The sequence below is a fragment of the Streptomyces sp. NPDC051020 genome (assembly GCF_040683105.1).
Taxonomy (GTDB): domain Bacteria; phylum Actinomycetota; class Actinomycetes; order Streptomycetales; family Streptomycetaceae; genus Streptomyces.
In genome coordinates this window covers 16,834-32,563 of the sequence record NZ_JBFBCG010000079.1, presented here as the reverse complement: position 1 = coordinate 32,563, position 15,730 = coordinate 16,834, and the positions used below count along the sequence as shown (strand labels likewise).

The following is a 15,730-nucleotide window of genomic DNA, read 5'->3' as shown; positions in this document are numbered from 1 at the left end:
GCGTCGTCCGCCCGTAGGGCGGGCCGGGCGGCGTCTGGTGCGTGCGATCGCAAGGCGGAGGGTCGCCCCGATACTGGGCGTATCGGGGCGAGCCCGACAACGCGGCGAGCGTGCGTGCCAGGCGCCGCCCGGCAGGCGGGACTTTCGAAACACGCCCTAGGCCACGCCGGCCACGGCGGCGCCCGCAGCCGGCAGGTCGCGGTAGAGAACGGTGCGCTCGACCGCGGTCCAGGTGGTGCTCGTGACGATGTAGAGCGCGGCGGCGAGCGGCACGTACGCCACCGAGACGAGCGTGAAGAAGGACATCAGCGGCATCAGTTTCGTCATCAGGCCCATGCCCGGCGCCGGCTGTCCGTCGGGACCGGTGGCGGGGGTGGCCGGGGCGGCCGCGAGCTGGCGCTTCGTACGGCGGTAGTTGAACGTGGCGACGACGGCGACGATCGCGAAAAGGCCGAGATAGACGACGCCCTGGGCGCCGAACGGTCCGCCGGCCGCGAGCGCCTCGTGCCAGTGCTCGCCGAGCGGGGCGCCGAAGAGATCGTGGCTGAGCAGTTCGTTGGAGTCGCCGCCGATCGTCGGACTGGAGAAGAGGTGGTACAGCAGGAAGAAGGCGGGCATCTGCATGAGGCTGGGCAGGCAGCCCGACAGCGGCGAGACGTTCTCCTCCCGGTGCAGCTCCATGAGCGCCTTCTGCATGCGCTCGGGGTTCTTGGCGTGTTTCTTGCGCAACTCGGCGATCTGCGGCTGAAGCTTGGTGCGGGCCTTCTGCCCACGCGCGGCGGCCCGCGAGAGGGGGTGCACGGCGAGTCGCACGAGCGCGGTGAAGAGGACGATCGCGGCGGCGGTGGCCGCGCCCTGGAAGAGCGGGTGCAGCAGATCGGCGAAGGAGCCGACCAGGGTGGCGAAAGCGGACATGATCGTGGACATGGATGAGCCCTCCGGGGGTCTCGTCGTGCCGGGAGAAAGACGATCTGGCTCGGCATGACGACCCGCGTGGGGCATGCCCGAGCACACGTACTGGTGCTCGGGCGGAGAAGGTGCGAGGTCCCTACGCGGCCGTCAGGAGGGCACGGCCGGGGGCTCGGGGCCGCCTGCGCCCCTTGGCGTCGGGATCGCGCTGCGGCAGGAACGCGGTGCGTTTCTCGCGGTCGCGCATGGCGGTACGGACCCGGGTGCGGGGCACCGGGGCGGCGCAGCGGGCGCTGATGACCGAACACGCGACGAGTGCGGAACCGGCGGCGGCGGTGGCGGCGAGCGCGACCGCAGCGGAGAGGCTGCCGCCCTCGGCGAGGAGAACCTCGGTGACCAGGAAGAGCAGGATGGCGACGGGCCGGGGCAGGCGGGCGATGCCACCGTGCAGGCGACTGTCGATACTGCTGTTCATCGATCCCTCCCCCGCTCGGTCCGCTCGCTCGCTCATTCGGCCGCCCAGTTTATATACACGACGGCTCCGGGAGCCGGTCGGTCTCAGCCCGGCGACGGCACCGCCGGGCCACAAGGGCCTACCGCCCCCTGACTCCCGTCAGCCTCCCCCACACGACGAGGCGGTACCGGGAGGTGAATTCGGGCGTGCACGTGGTCAGCGTCACGTAGGCACCAGGCTCGCTGTACCCGGCGTGAGGCCGCACATTGCTGCGCGGAACGGCGGCGATCACCCCGCTGTCCCGCGGCGACGTCCGGGACAGCGTCTTGTCGACGACGTACGTGTACACCCGCTCCCGGGTCTCGACGATGATCCGGTCACCCCGGCGCAGCCGGTTGATGTACCGGAACGGTTCGCCGTGCGTGTTGCGGTGCCCGGCGAGCGCGAAGTTCCCGGCGCCGCCCGGCTGCGCGGTGCGCGGGTAGTGCCCGACGTATCCCTTGTCGAGAACACCGCTCTTGCTGATGCCCTGGGCGACCGGGGCGGTGAGCCCGAGGCGGGGGATGCGGATGACGGCGTACGCCTGATCCCAGCGAGGCGCGCGCGCCGCAGCCGTCGTACGCCCGTTCCCGCCACCACCGGTCCGCGACACCGGGGCCGAGCCGTCGTCCCCGTCCCCGCCCTCCGAGGGCCCCACCGGCTGTCCGCCCCCGTCCGTGCCCCGGCCCCACTCCTGCTCCAGGGCCCGCACCTGGTCCTCGGCTCCCGCCCTGGCCTGCCGATTGGTCCACCACAGCTGATGGACGACGAGAAGCAGCAGCACGACACCCAGGGTCATGACCGCCTCGGCGCCGGTCCACAGCGCACCCGCGGCAACGCGCCGCCCGCGCGGGTTCCGCTGCACCGCAACCGGTATCCGCTCCCTCACGGCCCGCACGATAGGGGCACGACCCGTAACTCACCAGGGCCGGAACAACTCTCCGCCCAGTAGCCGTACAGCAGTACGGTGTGGTCCATGCGCCCCGACACGCCTGCTGACCACATCGCCGAAGCCGAGCGCCTGCTGCGCACCGCGGCGCAGTACCCCGACGACCGGGAGCCGCTGCTCCTGCGCGCCGCGGCCCACCTGGAGCTCGCCGACCAGCGCCCCCGCGCCACCACCCTCTACGACGAACTGCTCGCCGCGGATCCCGCCGAACCGTCCCTGATCAAGGCCCTCAAGGCAGCGAATCTCTGGGAGTACGGTCACGAGGCCGAGGCCCGCGCGATCATCAACGGCCTCCGCGCGGCGGGACCGCGCGAAGCGGCCCCCTGGAGGATCGCGGCCGAGACCCTCGAATCGCACGACGAGCTGGATTCGGCGCACGACTTCTTCTCGGCCGCTCTGACCCTGCTCCTGGCTCCGGGCGAGGAAGTCCCGTACGCCACTCAGTCCCTGCTGTTCGGCCGCCACCGCGTACGACGTCTGATGGGCCTCGGCCACGACGCCTGGGACGAGCTCGCCGACACCCTCCACAGCGCCACGGTCCCGCTGGACGAGCTCCACGACCCGAAGCGCCTGTGGTCGCTGGGCTCGTCCGACCCGGACGAGCTCCAGGCCGAGATCATTCGCCTCCGCGCGGAACTGGGCACCTACCGCATGGCCCTGTCCCGCCCGTTCCCGGTGGCGGTCCTGCACTGGACGGCGGCGGAACTCGACGAGCTCCTCGCCGCGTATCCGGATCTGCGCACCGAGTACCCGTCCCACCCCGAGCACCTGACCCGCCTGGAGGCCGCTCTCCGCGACCTGCACGCGGCAGGCACCCCGAACCTCGGCATCGTCACCGGCACGGTTCCGTCGTACGAGGCGTTCGCCGCCTCGGAGGCCGCGTCACCGTCCGACCCGGACCTCCTCCCCCAGTACGCCACCACCCTCGCGGCCCGCGGCCGCGCGGTCCCGTGGCCGCCGGCCCGCAGCGCGGCGTGCTGGTGCGGGTCGGGGCGGGCGTACCGGGAGTGCCACGGGGGCGCATGAGCGTCTGCCCGAGGGGCGCTGACGCACGGACACATCTGATACATCCCAAGGGCCCCGCTTCGGCGGGGTCCTTGGGCGTATGAGCAGGCGGAATGAGGCGCTCTTTCTGCGAGAAGGTCCCCTCAATGCCCCACCTTTGCAATATCATCACATCCCATCCACTGATCTCAGGGCCGCACCTCCCCCACGCAGGTCTCAGCTCTGTGTGAGCGAGGAAGCCGTCATGACGCCCTATCAGCCTTCCGGCGACTGGCAGTACGAGATCCCGACGACCGGCAGCAAGCGGCTTCCACCCGCCGCCCGTTACGTCGAATCGCTGACGCACCAGGGTTACGGCTTCGAGGCGGCCATAGCCGACCTGGTCGACAACTCCATCGACGCGGGCGCCCGAAACGTCGTCATCAGCTTCCTCCGGGACGAGGACCGCCTCGTCAGCCTGCTCGTCGTCGACGACGGATGCGGCATGAACGACGAGGCGCTGGACACCGCGATGACGGTCGGCGGCCGCGAGGGGTACGCCAAGAGCGCGCTCGGCCACTTCGGGGCGGGCCTCAAGGCCGCATCCCTCTCGCACGCCGATTCGCTCACCGTCATCAGCCGGACCAAGCGCAGCCCGTCCACCGGCCGCCGCTGGCTGACAGCCCGTGCCCAGGCCGACTTCACGTGCGACGTCGTCGACCCTCGCTACTGCCAGGACCTCGTCGACCGCTACGACGGAATCGTCGAGTGGCACGGCACGATCGTCCGCTGGGACCACGTCCGGGCCTTCGACACCGTGACGACCGGTCAGGCCGACCGCTTCCTCAACGACGCGATCGAGAAGCTGGAGACCCACCTCGGCCTGTATCTGCACCGCTTCCTGGCCCGCGAGGGCTTCAACGTCGACATCGTCGTCGAGGACGTGCGGACCAGGGAGGAGCTCGACCACCGCGGCGTCGAGCCGCTCGACCCGTTCGGCTACCGGGTGCCGGGCCGGGCCGGCTACCCCCGTACGTACACCGCACCGATCGAGGGCGTCGGCGAGCTCGCGCTGACCGCACATATCTGGCCGCCGAAGTCGCCGCTGGTCAGCTTCCGCGGCATCGGTCCGCTCGCCGAACGCCAGGGCTTCTACATCTACCGCAATGACCGGCTCGTCCAGGCAGGCGGCTGGAACAGCACCCGCAGCGCCGAGGGCCACCTCGCCCTGGCCCGGATCGCCGTGGACTTGCCGACCGAACCGAACGACGTCTTCAGCCTCACGGTGAAGAAGGACGGCGTGACGGTCACGCCCGCCTTCGCCCGCGGTCTCGAACAGGCCGCCGACGACAAGGGCCACACCTTCGCCGCGTACCTCCAGGAAGCGGAGACGACGTACCGGGAGGCGGCCCGCCGCTCCACGGAACCGACCCGCAAGGCCGTCATCCCGGCCGGCAAGGGCCTCGACCCGAAGCTGAAGCGGGCCCTGCGGGACGAACTGCCAGAGCTGGACGGCGAGGACCCGATCACCTTCCGCTGGGACACGCTGCCGTCGGAGGTGTTCTTCGAACTCGACCGGGAGGAGCGGGAGGTCAGGCTCAACAAGGAGTACCGGCAGGCCTTCAACGGAGGCCGCCGCGGCGGCCTGAACGACGCCCCGGTCGTCAAGAGCATGCTCTACCTCATGGTCAACGAGATCTTCCAGAAGGAACGGGTGCGGGCCGTCCACACCGACAACGTCGCCCTGTGGAACAGCGTCCTGGTGACCGCCGCCCGCTGCGAACTCTCCCGCTGACCCGCCGAAAAGAGCCCTTACGCCATGACCGACGCTGCCGATCACCTCTACAACCTGCACGGCGATGTCCTGGGCGCGATGCGTCGGGGCCCCAAGCCCTTCGCCAAGCTGGCATTCGTCCTGTCCGAGGCTGAGGAACCCGCCGACACCGACTTCGGGCACTTCCGGGACCGTATCGTCGCCGCGGGCCCCGGCGACGCACTCACCGCGCTCTGGCACCGCACACTGACCGCCTGGGACCTCGCGGAACACGCGGACTGGTCGACCGCCGCCGCCCGCACCGACGGGCGCCGCGCGGACACCTACGCCCGCCTCGGCTTCGGACCCGACCTGCGCAAGGCACTGGACGAGGCGGTCCCGGTGTTCAAGGAGCCCGGCGCGACGGTCATCAGCAAGGACTTCACGTCCTGGTACTCGCGCGACACCGCCGCCGCCCGTTCCTTCTACTGGAACTCGTACGAGCAACTCCTGCGCCGCAAAGGCTGGTCGGACGCGGCCGTCTCCAGCCTCGACGAGGCGAGCCACGCCGTGGTCGAGCGCCTCTCCGACCCCACCCGAACCGAGGCTTACGGGGCCCGCGGCCTGGTCGTGGGCTACGTCCAGTCGGGAAAGACCGCCAACTTCACCGGAGTCACGGCAAAAGCCATCGACGCCGGCTACCGCCTGGTCATCGTCCTCGGCGGCACCCTGAACCTCCTCCGGGGCCAGACCCAGCGCCGCCTGGACATGGAACTGATCGGCCAGGAGAACATCCTGCGCGGCGCCGACCCTTCGGACCCGGACGCCCTGGTCGGCATCGACTACCAGGACGACGAGGACTGGCCCGAGAAGTTCGTCAGCCACGGCCACCGGCCGTTCAACATCGAGCGGCTCACCACCCGGGACAACGACTACCGCAGCCTTCTGCAGGGCATCCGCGCCCTGGAGATCGAAAAGCGCGAACCGCACCTCCCGCTGTACGTCCCTGAGAACCTCCATCGCGCGGCCGCTCGCGTCATGGTCGTCAAGAAGAACAAGTCCGTCCTGACGAACCTGGTCAAGGACCTCAAGAAGATCGGTCCGATCCTCCGCGAAATCCCCACCCTGATCATCGACGACGAGTCCGACCAGGCTTCCGTGAACACCTCCGACCCGAAGAAGTGGGAGTCGGGCCAGATCCAGCGCACGGCGATCAACGGACTGATCTCCCAGCTCCTGGGCCTGCTCCCCCGCGCCCAGTACGTCGGCTACACCGCCACCCCGTTCGCGAACGTCTTCATCGACCCGAGCGACGGCGAGGACATCTTCCCGCGCGACTTCCTCATCTCCCTGCCGCGACCGGTCGGCTACATGGGCGTGCAGGACTTCCACGACCTGGACGGCGAGGGCGCGGCGGAGGAGACCCACGTACGCGGCATATACGAGGACACGGGCGACCGCCTCCAGGAGGCGATGGACGCGTTCGTCCTGACGGGCGCACTGAAGCTGTACCGCACCGATCACGGGGTCCCGGAAGACCCGTTCCGCCACCACACGATGCTGGTGCACGAGTCGGTGAAGATGGACGACCACGCGGATCTCGCCGAACGCATCAAGTCCCTGTGGGACCACGCCGGATACATGTCCCGCGAGGGGCACGCCCGCCTGGAAGCCCTGTTCGGAGCCGACTTCCGGACATACGCGGCCGACGGTCTGCCCACCCCCGATTCGTACGCCGAACTCAGGCCGTACATCTCCCCCACGCTTCAACGCGTGTCGTCAGGCGGGTCCCCCGTCATCGTCGTCAACGGCGACACGGACCGCTACTTCTCCCAGATCGACCTGGACTTCGACCGCACACCGAAAGTCTGGAAGATCCTCGTCGGCGGCACGAAACTGTCCCGCGGCTTCACCGTCGAGGGCCTCACGATCACCTACTACCGCCGCACCACCCGCCAGGCCGACACCCTGATGCAGATGGGCCGCTGGTTCGGCTTCCGCCCCGGCTATCGCGACCTGGTCCGCCTCTACATCGGCCGCGAGGAGCCGCTGACCAAGACGCAGACAGTCGACCTGTACGAGGCCTTCGAGGCGATCTGCCACGACGAGGAAACCTTTCGCTCCCAGCTGTCGCGCTACGCGGAATTGGTCGACGGCAAACCGCAGGTGACCCCGGCTCAGATCCCGCCGCTGGTCTCCCAGCACCTGCCGTGGATCAAGCCGAGCGGTCGGAACAAGATGTTCAACGCGGAACTGGTGGAGATCCGTTCGCCGGGGCAGTGGGTGGAGCCGACGGCGTACCCGACGGATCCCGACGACCTCCGCCACAACGTGGAGGCGTGGCGCCCGGTCCTGGAGTCGCTGGACCCCGCTCCCGTCACATTGAGCTGTTTCTCTCCCGAGCACGGCCGCAGCGACAGCTACGAGGCGCTCATAGGCACCCTCGACCACGCCGCGCTGCTGCAGATCCTGTGCGATCTGCGGTGGTCGGCCCCCACCCAGTTCTCGCCGCATCTGGAGTCCCTCATCGCGGCGGGCGACCATGGCGCGGGCATCGACGACTGGCTGGTCGTAGTCCCGCAGCAGACCTCGAACAGCAGCACCGAGGCTACGGTCCTCGGCTCCCGCCCGCTCACGCTGGCGCACCGAACCCGCCGACGTGGCGATCTCTTCGGTGCGATCAGCGAGCCGAAGCACCGTGGCGTCGCCCTGCGGGTGGCGGGCGCCCTCAAGGATTCCGCGGACCCCTTGCTCGAGTCGCTCGTGCGGGAGCAGCGCGGCGTCCTGGTCCTGTATCCCGTCGTCGAGGCCGAGCCCCGCCTGTCGGGCGGCGGAGCAATCGATCCTCGACACCTGGTCATGGCGTTCTCACTGGTCGCTCCGAAGTCGTCGACCGGCCGGGAGGGGGGCCTGCTGCGCTTCCGGACCATCGATTCGGGGAGGAGCGATTTCGCAATCATTGATCGCGAGGGCGACGGGTCGTAGGAGACTTGACAGTGATGAGCACGGCAGAACCTTCGTCCCCCGGGGTCTCCGCCCGGATGAGTCGCCAAGCGCGCCGCGACACCACGCCTGAGGTAGCGGTCCGGAAATTGCTGCACGCCGCGGGCTATCGCTACCGGGTCAACGAGCGCGTGCCGGGCATGTCCCGGCGCACCATCGACATCGCCTTCACCCGGGCCAAGGTGGCAGTGATGATCGACGGATGCTTCTGGCACGGCTGCCCCGAGCACGCCACGCAACCGAAGGCGAACTCTGAGTGGTGGCGGAAGAAGTTGGATCGGAACATGGCCCGGGACGTGGAGACGACGGAGCATCTGACCGCGGCCGGGTGGACAGTGCTGCGGTTCTGGGAGCACGCTCCCGCGGCCGCGGTCGCGGCGACGGTACGTACGGTGGTGGACCGGGAGAATCAGGCTCGGGACAGACAGCTGCAAAGGGCACGCGAGCAACGCCGTCCGAAGGGCTGAGGGTGAGCGGATGACTGATCGACTCGGTTTCGTGGATGTCTGTTCCGGCGCCGGAGGCTTGGCGTCCGGACTTGAGAGCGCGGGCTTCTCGCCGGTGCTCCTGCTCGACAACAAGCGCCAGGCGTGCGAGACCCTCCTGGCCAACCGGCCGCAGTGGAAGGTCCTCTGTGAGGATCTGATCGACTTCCTCCCGGAAGAGCGCCCGGAGACTCTGGACGTCGATCTACTCTCCGCCGGCCTGCCCCGGGTGAAGGCCTCTGCCGCGGTGGGGCGGTCGGACAGCGAGCCGGAACTGCGACTGCTCACCGCCACGATCTACCTGGTGCACGCCATCCAGCCGCGCGCCCTGCTGCTGGAGAACCTTCCCGCTCTCGTCGACTCGCCCGCGTACGCGGAGGTCCGGGAGTTCATCGAGGCCGAACTGACGCATCTCGGATACCGGTTCCGCTGGTTCGTGCTTAACGCGGCGGACTTCGGCGTTCCGCAGGATCGGCTGCAGGGCGTTCTCGTGGCGATGAAGGAGCCGTGGTTCCATGCCTTCGTTCCTCCGACGCCGACGGTGAGCGAGCACGTCTCGGTAGGTCGGGCGTTGCGCCGCTCGATGAGCGCACGAGGCTGGCCCGAGGCCGACGCCTGGGCGGACCAGGCACGGGCTTCGGCGCCGACCCTCGTCGGGGGCTCGGACAACCGGGGTGGCCCGGACCTCGGCCCGAGTGGCACCAAGCGGGCTTGGGCGCGGATGGGGGTGAACGGTGGCGCGTTGGCCGACGAGGTGCCGGGGCCGGACTACGAGTGGCCTCGCTCGGACGACATGGCCCAGATGCTGAAGATCACGGTGGACCAGGCGGCCGTACTGCAGTCGTTCCCTCCGGAGTGGCGGATCACGGGCGGGAAGACGGTTCGGTACCGACAGATCGGTCACGCCACCCCTCCGCCGGTCGGCAGGGCCCTGGGCGGGGCCATCGCGGCCGCGCTACGGTCGCCCGCCCGTGCTTAGGCAAGACGGGAATACCACCCCCGAACGCCGGCTACACTTCAAGCCCATGAGCCACGTCGAGAGCGCACCCCCCTCACCTGCAGGTTTCCGCATCTTGGACCTGTTCGCAGGGCCGGGTGGGCTGGATGTGGCGGCAGATGTCCTGGGTCACCAGGTCACCGGCATCGAGTGGGACAGGAACGCGTGCGCCACCCGCGGCGCGGCGGGGATGGACACCTTCGCCGGCGACGTGAGGAAGTACCGCGCGGCCTTCTTCCCCCACGCCCAGGTGTTGACGGGTGGCCCTCCCTGCCAGACCTTCACCGTCGCCGGACACGGCGCCGGTCGCAGGGCGCTCGATCAGGTGGTGAAGTACATAGAACGCCTTCACGACGCTGTGCGTGCGGAGAGCATGGAGTGGAAGGACATCTTCCGGACCTGGCGCGAGATCTCCGAGGAGCTGCGGCGGAAGGCCGTCCGGGCCGAAGCGGTCAAGGACGAGAAGCGTGAGGCCGAGGCGCGCCGAGCCGTGATACGCAAGGCGCTCCGGGAGAGCCTGAAAGAGCACGGCAGCTCTCCGGAGGAGATCAAGGTCGTCCTGAAGACGCTCAGGGGTCCACGGAACATCGATCTGAGGGACACGGAGCTCAAGGGTCTGATCGAGGAGTTCAGCGCCCTGGATGCCGAGATCGAAGGCTTCAAGGTCAGGCTCGAAGAGTTCGGCGACGAACGGACGGGGCTGGTCCTCCAGCCGCTGTGGTGGGTGATCGAGCGGAGCCGGCGCCCTGGGGCGGAGCCCTACGAGGCCGTCGTCCTGGAGCAGGTGCCCGCCGTGATGCCCGTGTGGGAGAAGTACGCCGAGGTGCTCGTCACCCTCGGCTACGGGACCAGGACGCAGCTGATGATCACCGAGGCGTTCGGGGTTCCGCAGACCCGCAAGCGCGCGGTGCTCATGGCACGGCTCGGGGGAACCGACATCCGTGAGGTGGCCGAGACCCACGAGCGCTACCGTCCTCGGAACGTTCCCACCAAGTCGTCGACAGCGGACCGCACGGACGCTCTTCTCTGGGACGCCGGTGAGGAGAGCCTCGACAGAACGCCGAAAGAAGCCTGGGTGTCCATGGAGACGGCCCTCAAGAAGGCGCGGAGCATCGCCCCGCACCTGCCGGACCGTCCCGCCTTCACCGTTGTGTCGAACTACGGGACCGGCGGCGATCCCGTCGCACGCGGTCGACGCGATCACGACGTCCCGTCCTCGACAATCACCGGGAAGGTGTCTCGGAACCGCCTGGTCCACAAGGGCACCGACACGGGCCTTCCCGGGTTCGACCGTTTCTCCTTCGCCGAGGCCGGCGTGCTTCAGACGTTCCCCGTCACGTATCCCTGGAGCGGCGGTGACCAGTCTCAGCAGATCGGCAACGCCGTGCCGCCCCGGCTGGCCCTGCACGTGCTGCGGCAGGTCCTCGAACCGGAGCTGAGCGGCGAAAAGGCCCGAGCAAGGCTGGAACAGGCCGTCGGGGCTCTGGAGACCTGGCAGCCACCCGGCAAGCCGGTGAAGGCGCGTGAGCAAGGGCAGTGGGAGGGGCACCCGCTCACCGGCAGATGACCCCTCCCGTTCCCGTTCAGACCTGCGGTGCCCGTCCCCTGACCGGGGCCGTCTCGAAAAGGTCCGCGAAGTAGTCCGTGAGCGCGACCACCGACTCCTCCGGAACGGGCTCCTCGTCGGGGCCGGCAGGCAGGTCGTGGCGCGGCACCGGGGGCGCGGACTCGGCCCCCGCGATCCACTGGCGCAGCACCTCGGGGTCACGTGCCTCGTCCCGGGCCAGCGCATCGTAGACAAGGGTGGCGCCGGCGGTGTTGATCGCCGCGATGAGGCCGTTGATCTCGCGGGTGGTACCGGCGATCCCTCGTTCCAGGATCCGCACCAAAGCCTGAGCGGTGGGGCGATGGTCGACCAGGTCCATGCGCAACGCGCTGTGAAGGAACTCCTGATTGGCGCAGGCCGCCACCACCGGTGCGTAGTCCCCACCGTTGCGGTACGTCTCCGCCACCCACCACAGGCGCGAGAAGCTCTGACGGTCTGGGGCACCCTTGAAGCGGGCCGGGTTGATGCGGAGCTCGCTCCCACCCTGAGCGGGCACGGGGGCATGTCGCCACGCCACGTAGTCCGGCGCGACCGCCAGCGCGAGGTGGTTCCAGATCCTCTTGTCCGCGGCTTCCCGCCGGGTGAGGCGCAGCGTCGCGTGCAACCGGGGCGCCAACCAACCGTCGGCGTCCGTCCGGCTGTCCTTGAACTTGTAAATCGCGTCGTCCACGAGATCCCTGAGAGGTTCCACCGCCCAACGGGCGTCGTCCTCCGGCAGCGGTTCGACGACTTTGGCCAGGTCGACTCCTCCGTGTCCCTGTGCTCCCCTGAGCAGATCCTCGGTGAGGAAGGGATCGGCGGCGGTCGCCGAGAGCAGGCCGAGCCGCTCGGGAAGATAGTGCGGCTTCTCGATCACGCGCTGTCCTCTCGGTTCATCTGCTGCAGTGCGCGCAGGACGTTGGCGACAGCCTTGCTCGCGCCGGCGCGGCGCGCGGCGGCGTAGTGAACACGGGTCTGGAGCTCCACCCACCCAGCGTCGCCGGTCCGACGGCGATGGACCTGACGGAGCGCCGCTTCGACACGAAGACCCGGCACCACGTCGGGGAGCATCTCCCGCAGCACTTCCCCCTGCCAGTCGGTGGGGAAGACGGGCGAGCCGTCGGGCTCGACCTCCAGGTCGCCCACGGCGCTGTGGAACACGGCGGTCCACACGTCGGTGGCCATCTGGGAGACCAACAGTTCGTGGACCTTGTTCTCGAAGCCGCCACTCTCACCATCGAGGAGATCGGAGAAGCCCTCGACATCGGTGTTGATCATCACCAACGGCAACCGCCCCGATGCGTCGATCACCCAGGGCACATCGGAGTAGGAACGCAGCCATTCCCGCGCGCTCCTGGAGAAACTCGCCTGCTTCACGTCTAGTCGCAGGCCGCCGAGCGGCTCCTCGGCGGCCACGTCGACGGTCCAGTCGCCATCGGTCTCGGTGATCGACCGGCCCGGCACGCCGTCGATCGTGGCGACGGCGTAGACCGCGAGGCCGGCACGTCCCACGTGGTCGTCGCGGTGCACCTCGATCTCACCGGACCACTCCTTGCTGCCCGGAGCGTCCTGCCGCAGGTCGACAGTGGTACGCACATTGGTGTCGCCGTCGGTGAGCACCGCCAGTACCCGCAAGTCGCTCCACGGGGCGTCGGGATCGCCGGCGCCGGGAGGCAAGGTGGCGGACAGGCCGATCCTGGCCGACATCCAGTCCTCGTGCTGCGCCACGCCCAAGGCAACGGTCCTTTGGGGCGTGGAGTACGCAGAGGTGTCGAGAGGATCGCGATTGCCGTCGGACAGTTTGAGGGAGGCCGAGGTCACCCTCAGGGTGATCGGGCGGTTGAGCCGCTTGTACGGGTAGAACTTCATGCCTCACTCCCTGTACCGGCACGGAGTTCGAGAACGAGCCGCGTGAGTTCCGTGCGGACCGGATGGCTGGTGACGTCGGTGGAACCCTGGAAGACGGCTCGGCGCGCGCCCGGCGTGAAGCGCAGCACGCCGTCCTCGACCTCACAACCCTCCACGGCAACGAGTTCCGCCCAGTCGAGCTTGGGCCGGCTGCCCGACCGGACGTCGAGGAGGACCACCGGTGTCATGGCGGGCAGTTCGTCGGCCCGCGGCAGTTTCACCTCCGCGGTGATCCGCCACTCCCTACCGGCGCCGATCTCGGCATCCAGTCCGTCGAGCTCCGGCAGAGCCGAGCCTGAGGCACGTTTGGGGGCAGCGCCCTTGCGCGGAACGGTGAGCTTCTTGCGCAGCTTGGCACTCTCCTGTGAGCCGGCGCTCTTCGGCCGGACCACCAGGTCCTTCACCGCCGCGTTGACCTCGGTGGTCAACCTGGAGATGCGGTGGTGCGCGCTGTGCGACCAGCGGACGGTCAGCTCCTCGGTCTGCCCCCAACGGTCGTGTTCGGGCGGTTCGGCGGCACGTAGGAACTCTTCCGCCTCCTCGGCGAACGGCGCCGACTCTCCGGCCGCATGCCCGACGAGGAGAACGGCCTGAAAGGAATTGACGCCCAGCGGCAGTCCATTGACGCCCGACCGCTTGATGGTCATCCGGTTGCCCCGCAGCGAGTGGACCTGGTTCGACGCTCCGTCCTTGTCCTCCGCGTCCGTGACCAGAAGCACTCCCGGGTGCGCGCCGAGCGTGCCACGCCGCCCTCCGGAAAGGGGCAGCCGGAGCGGGACGGTACGGAGCGCCACCTGACCGGCTTCGGTGAGCCGATCCACGGTCGCTCCGTCGTAGAAGGCGCGCAGCGCCCGGGTACGCGAAGGCTGGGTGTCCGTGGGGTCGACCTTCTCCTCCTCGATGACCACCTCGCCGTTGCGCTTCGTGCAGACCGAGGTCTCCAACAGCGGGAGCCTGCTACCGCCTCCGGTCATGGCCGCCCAGAAATCCCGGCCCAGCGCCTCGACCAGGCGCCGGTGCATCGCGCGGATGTCGCGGGTCCCGTCGCCGCTCCCGTCTTCGTCGTCATCGGTCTGGTCCGACTTGCCCTGTTCGAGGCTCGCCACGTCATGGGCACCGACGATGAGGAAGGAAGTGCCCGGCTCGTCGTTGTCACGGGTGAGGTGAAGACGATCGACCGTCTCCTCGTCCGCCCACCAGGAACGGACGACCTCCGCGCCGGGCGTATCGGGGTCGGGGCGGCCCAACCAGGCGGGGCCTGCATACGAGTTCCCGTCGACGGAACGCCAGGGCAGCTCCAGTCGTCCGATGACACGGCGTTCGGTGCGGCCCTCGTGGGGGACGGAGAGCGTGGAGTTGATCAGCACCATTCCGAGCGCGCTGGTCGCCCAGAGGGTCGCCTTGCCGAGCCCGTAGGAACCGCCCGCTCCTCGACCCGACTTGAGACTCTCCAGCTGCCGACGGACGACGGCCGCGAACTTGCCGTCGTCGTAGTCGTCGCCGGTGAGGCCGGAGGCGTTGTAGTCGTCGATCCTGAGCAGGATCAGGCGGCTCTTCTCGAACATGTCGCGCACGCCGGCGTCCACGACGCGTCCGACCTTCTGCTCGGCGGCGGATTCGGAGACCGACGTGTAGTGGGGTTGGAGTTCGTCCCAGAGAACAGCGGCACGGAACGCCTCCAGTGTCTCGCCGGTGAGCTCGTGGATGGTGTATCGCACGCGGACCGGGCGGCCGTTCTCCAGGAGCCGCTCGTCGAGACTGTTCTGGCAGGTCTCACGCGCGAGCACCTGGACGTCCGCGTCGAAGGCGAAGGCCGCGGCGTTTCCGCCGTCTCGCCCGCCGTCCTGGTAGCCGGGACGGTGGTACCAGGTGACCGGGAGGCCGGCCTGGGTGTCGGTGGTGCGGGTGTGAACCGTTCCCACATCCGTGCCGAGCGCCTCGGCGATGTCCACCATGACGGTCGGGCGCGGGGTGGACCTTCCGGTGATCCACGCAGAGACGGCGGCGCGGGTCAGTCCTAGCCCCTCCGCCAACTCGGCCTGTGTCTTTCCCGCGAGCTTGAGTTGACGGGCCAACCAGGGCCCGAACTCCTCACCTGTCTCCACGAGCCACCCGCTCCTGACCTCGGTCGCATGTTGCCGACCATGAGGCTAATTTGACGAAGACTCAGCCGTCAACCAACAATTAACAAGGCTCGATCGCCCGAGCGCTTCGACGTTCGTCCGACGTGTCCAGAAACTAGGCGTTTCACCCCATCCATAGAGGCGCCTCCTGCTCAACAGCCCACTCGTACGCCGCTCGCGATCCACCCCAGGGCCAAGCCTCACTCCGCACCGCACCCGCACCCGCACCACAGCGCCCGACATCGACCGGCACCACAACCTCACACTCCGCGAGCCCACTTGATCCCGCGCAGCACCCTCCCCCCGGCCGCTGACAGCAGCCCCAATAAGCGGAATCATCAACTCCCCTAAAAAGAAAAGGAGTTCGAGGTTGCGCTCCAAAGTGAGCTGCCGCTAGCTTCTACGGTGACGCAGAAGCCGTCTCGCTCGCAGAACCCGAACTCCGGGGGGAACGGGCGACCGGGGGAGAACTCTGTTCGGATTTACTTCCGGGCGACAGGGGACCTGTGTGCCCAAAGCCAGTCGACAACTTCATCAACCT

At 69.0% G+C, this 15,730-nt stretch carries 12 protein-coding genes; 6 read left to right on the top strand and 6 right to left on the bottom strand.

The features are described from left to right. Positions 1-156 precede the first annotated feature (156 nt). The 3 genes from AB0N06_RS30995 to AB0N06_RS30985 form a co-directional block, all read right to left on the bottom strand. On the bottom strand, positions 157-927 hold the full coding sequence (locus AB0N06_RS30995) for a YidC/Oxa1 family membrane protein insertase (RefSeq protein WP_366138019.1): 771 nt from the start codon (positions 925-927) through the stop codon (positions 157-159). A 121-nt stretch (positions 928-1,048) separates the two neighbouring features. Next, positions 1,049-1,384 carry a DUF6412 domain-containing protein gene (locus tag AB0N06_RS30990; RefSeq protein ID WP_366138018.1) on the bottom strand — a complete coding sequence of 112 codons (336 nt, stop codon included), beginning with the start codon at positions 1,382-1,384 and terminating at the stop codon, positions 1,049-1,051. A gap of 118 nt (positions 1,385-1,502) precedes the next feature. Further along, on the bottom strand, positions 1,503-2,300 hold the full coding sequence (locus AB0N06_RS30985) for a class E sortase (RefSeq protein ID WP_366138017.1): 798 nt from the start codon (positions 2,298-2,300) through the stop codon (positions 1,503-1,505). A 78-nt stretch (positions 2,301-2,378) separates the two neighbouring features. Between AB0N06_RS30985 and AB0N06_RS30980 the strand changes: the two genes are divergently transcribed. From AB0N06_RS30980 to AB0N06_RS30955, 6 genes are all read left to right on the top strand, one after another. Next, positions 2,379-3,377 carry an SEC-C domain-containing protein gene (locus AB0N06_RS30980; RefSeq protein WP_366138016.1) on the top strand — a complete coding sequence of 333 codons (999 nt, stop codon included), beginning with the start codon at positions 2,379-2,381 and terminating at the stop codon, positions 3,375-3,377. Between the two features lie 223 nt (positions 3,378-3,600). After that, positions 3,601-5,130 carry an ATP-binding protein gene (locus tag AB0N06_RS30975; RefSeq protein WP_366138014.1) on the top strand — a complete coding sequence of 510 codons (1,530 nt, stop codon included), beginning with the start codon at positions 3,601-3,603 and terminating at the stop codon, positions 5,128-5,130. Positions 5,131-5,154: 24 nt separating this feature from the next. Continuing rightward, complete coding sequence (locus tag AB0N06_RS30970) at positions 5,155-8,073, top strand: Z1 domain-containing protein (protein ID WP_366138013.1); 2,919 nt, start codon at positions 5,155-5,157, stop codon at positions 8,071-8,073. 14 nt (positions 8,074-8,087) lie between these two features. Beyond that, positions 8,088-8,558, top strand: coding sequence for a very short patch repair endonuclease (locus AB0N06_RS30965; RefSeq protein WP_366138012.1), 471 nt, complete (start codon positions 8,088-8,090; stop codon positions 8,556-8,558). 10 nt (positions 8,559-8,568) lie between these two features. Then, positions 8,569-9,555, top strand: a complete 987-nt coding sequence (locus tag AB0N06_RS30960; protein ID WP_366138011.1) for a DNA cytosine methyltransferase — start codon at positions 8,569-8,571, stop codon at positions 9,553-9,555. 46 nt (positions 9,556-9,601) lie between these two features. Beyond that, positions 9,602-11,140 (top strand): DNA cytosine methyltransferase, encoded by a 1,539-nt coding sequence (locus AB0N06_RS30955; protein ID WP_366138010.1) that lies wholly within the window; start codon positions 9,602-9,604, stop codon positions 11,138-11,140. Positions 11,141-11,156: 16 nt separating this feature from the next. Here the strand turns inward: AB0N06_RS30955 and AB0N06_RS30950 are convergent, their stop codons facing one another. Genes AB0N06_RS30950 through AB0N06_RS30940 form a run of 3 tightly spaced genes read right to left on the bottom strand, consistent with a single transcriptional unit; the run spans position 11,157 to position 15,171 of the window. Continuing rightward, positions 11,157-12,035, bottom strand: a complete 879-nt coding sequence (locus tag AB0N06_RS30950; protein ID WP_366138009.1) for a DUF6339 family protein — start codon at positions 12,033-12,035, stop codon at positions 11,157-11,159. Next, complete coding sequence (locus tag AB0N06_RS30945) at positions 12,032-13,027, bottom strand: hypothetical protein (RefSeq protein WP_366138007.1); 996 nt, start codon at positions 13,025-13,027, stop codon at positions 12,032-12,034. The genes AB0N06_RS30950 and AB0N06_RS30945 overlap by 4 nt, the downstream gene beginning before the upstream one ends. Further along, on the bottom strand, positions 13,024-15,171 hold the full coding sequence (locus AB0N06_RS30940; protein WP_366138006.1) for a helix-turn-helix transcriptional regulator: 2,148 nt from the start codon (positions 15,169-15,171) through the stop codon (positions 13,024-13,026). Before AB0N06_RS30940 ends, AB0N06_RS30945 begins: the two co-directional genes overlap by 4 nt. Positions 15,172-15,730 lie beyond the last annotated feature (559 nt).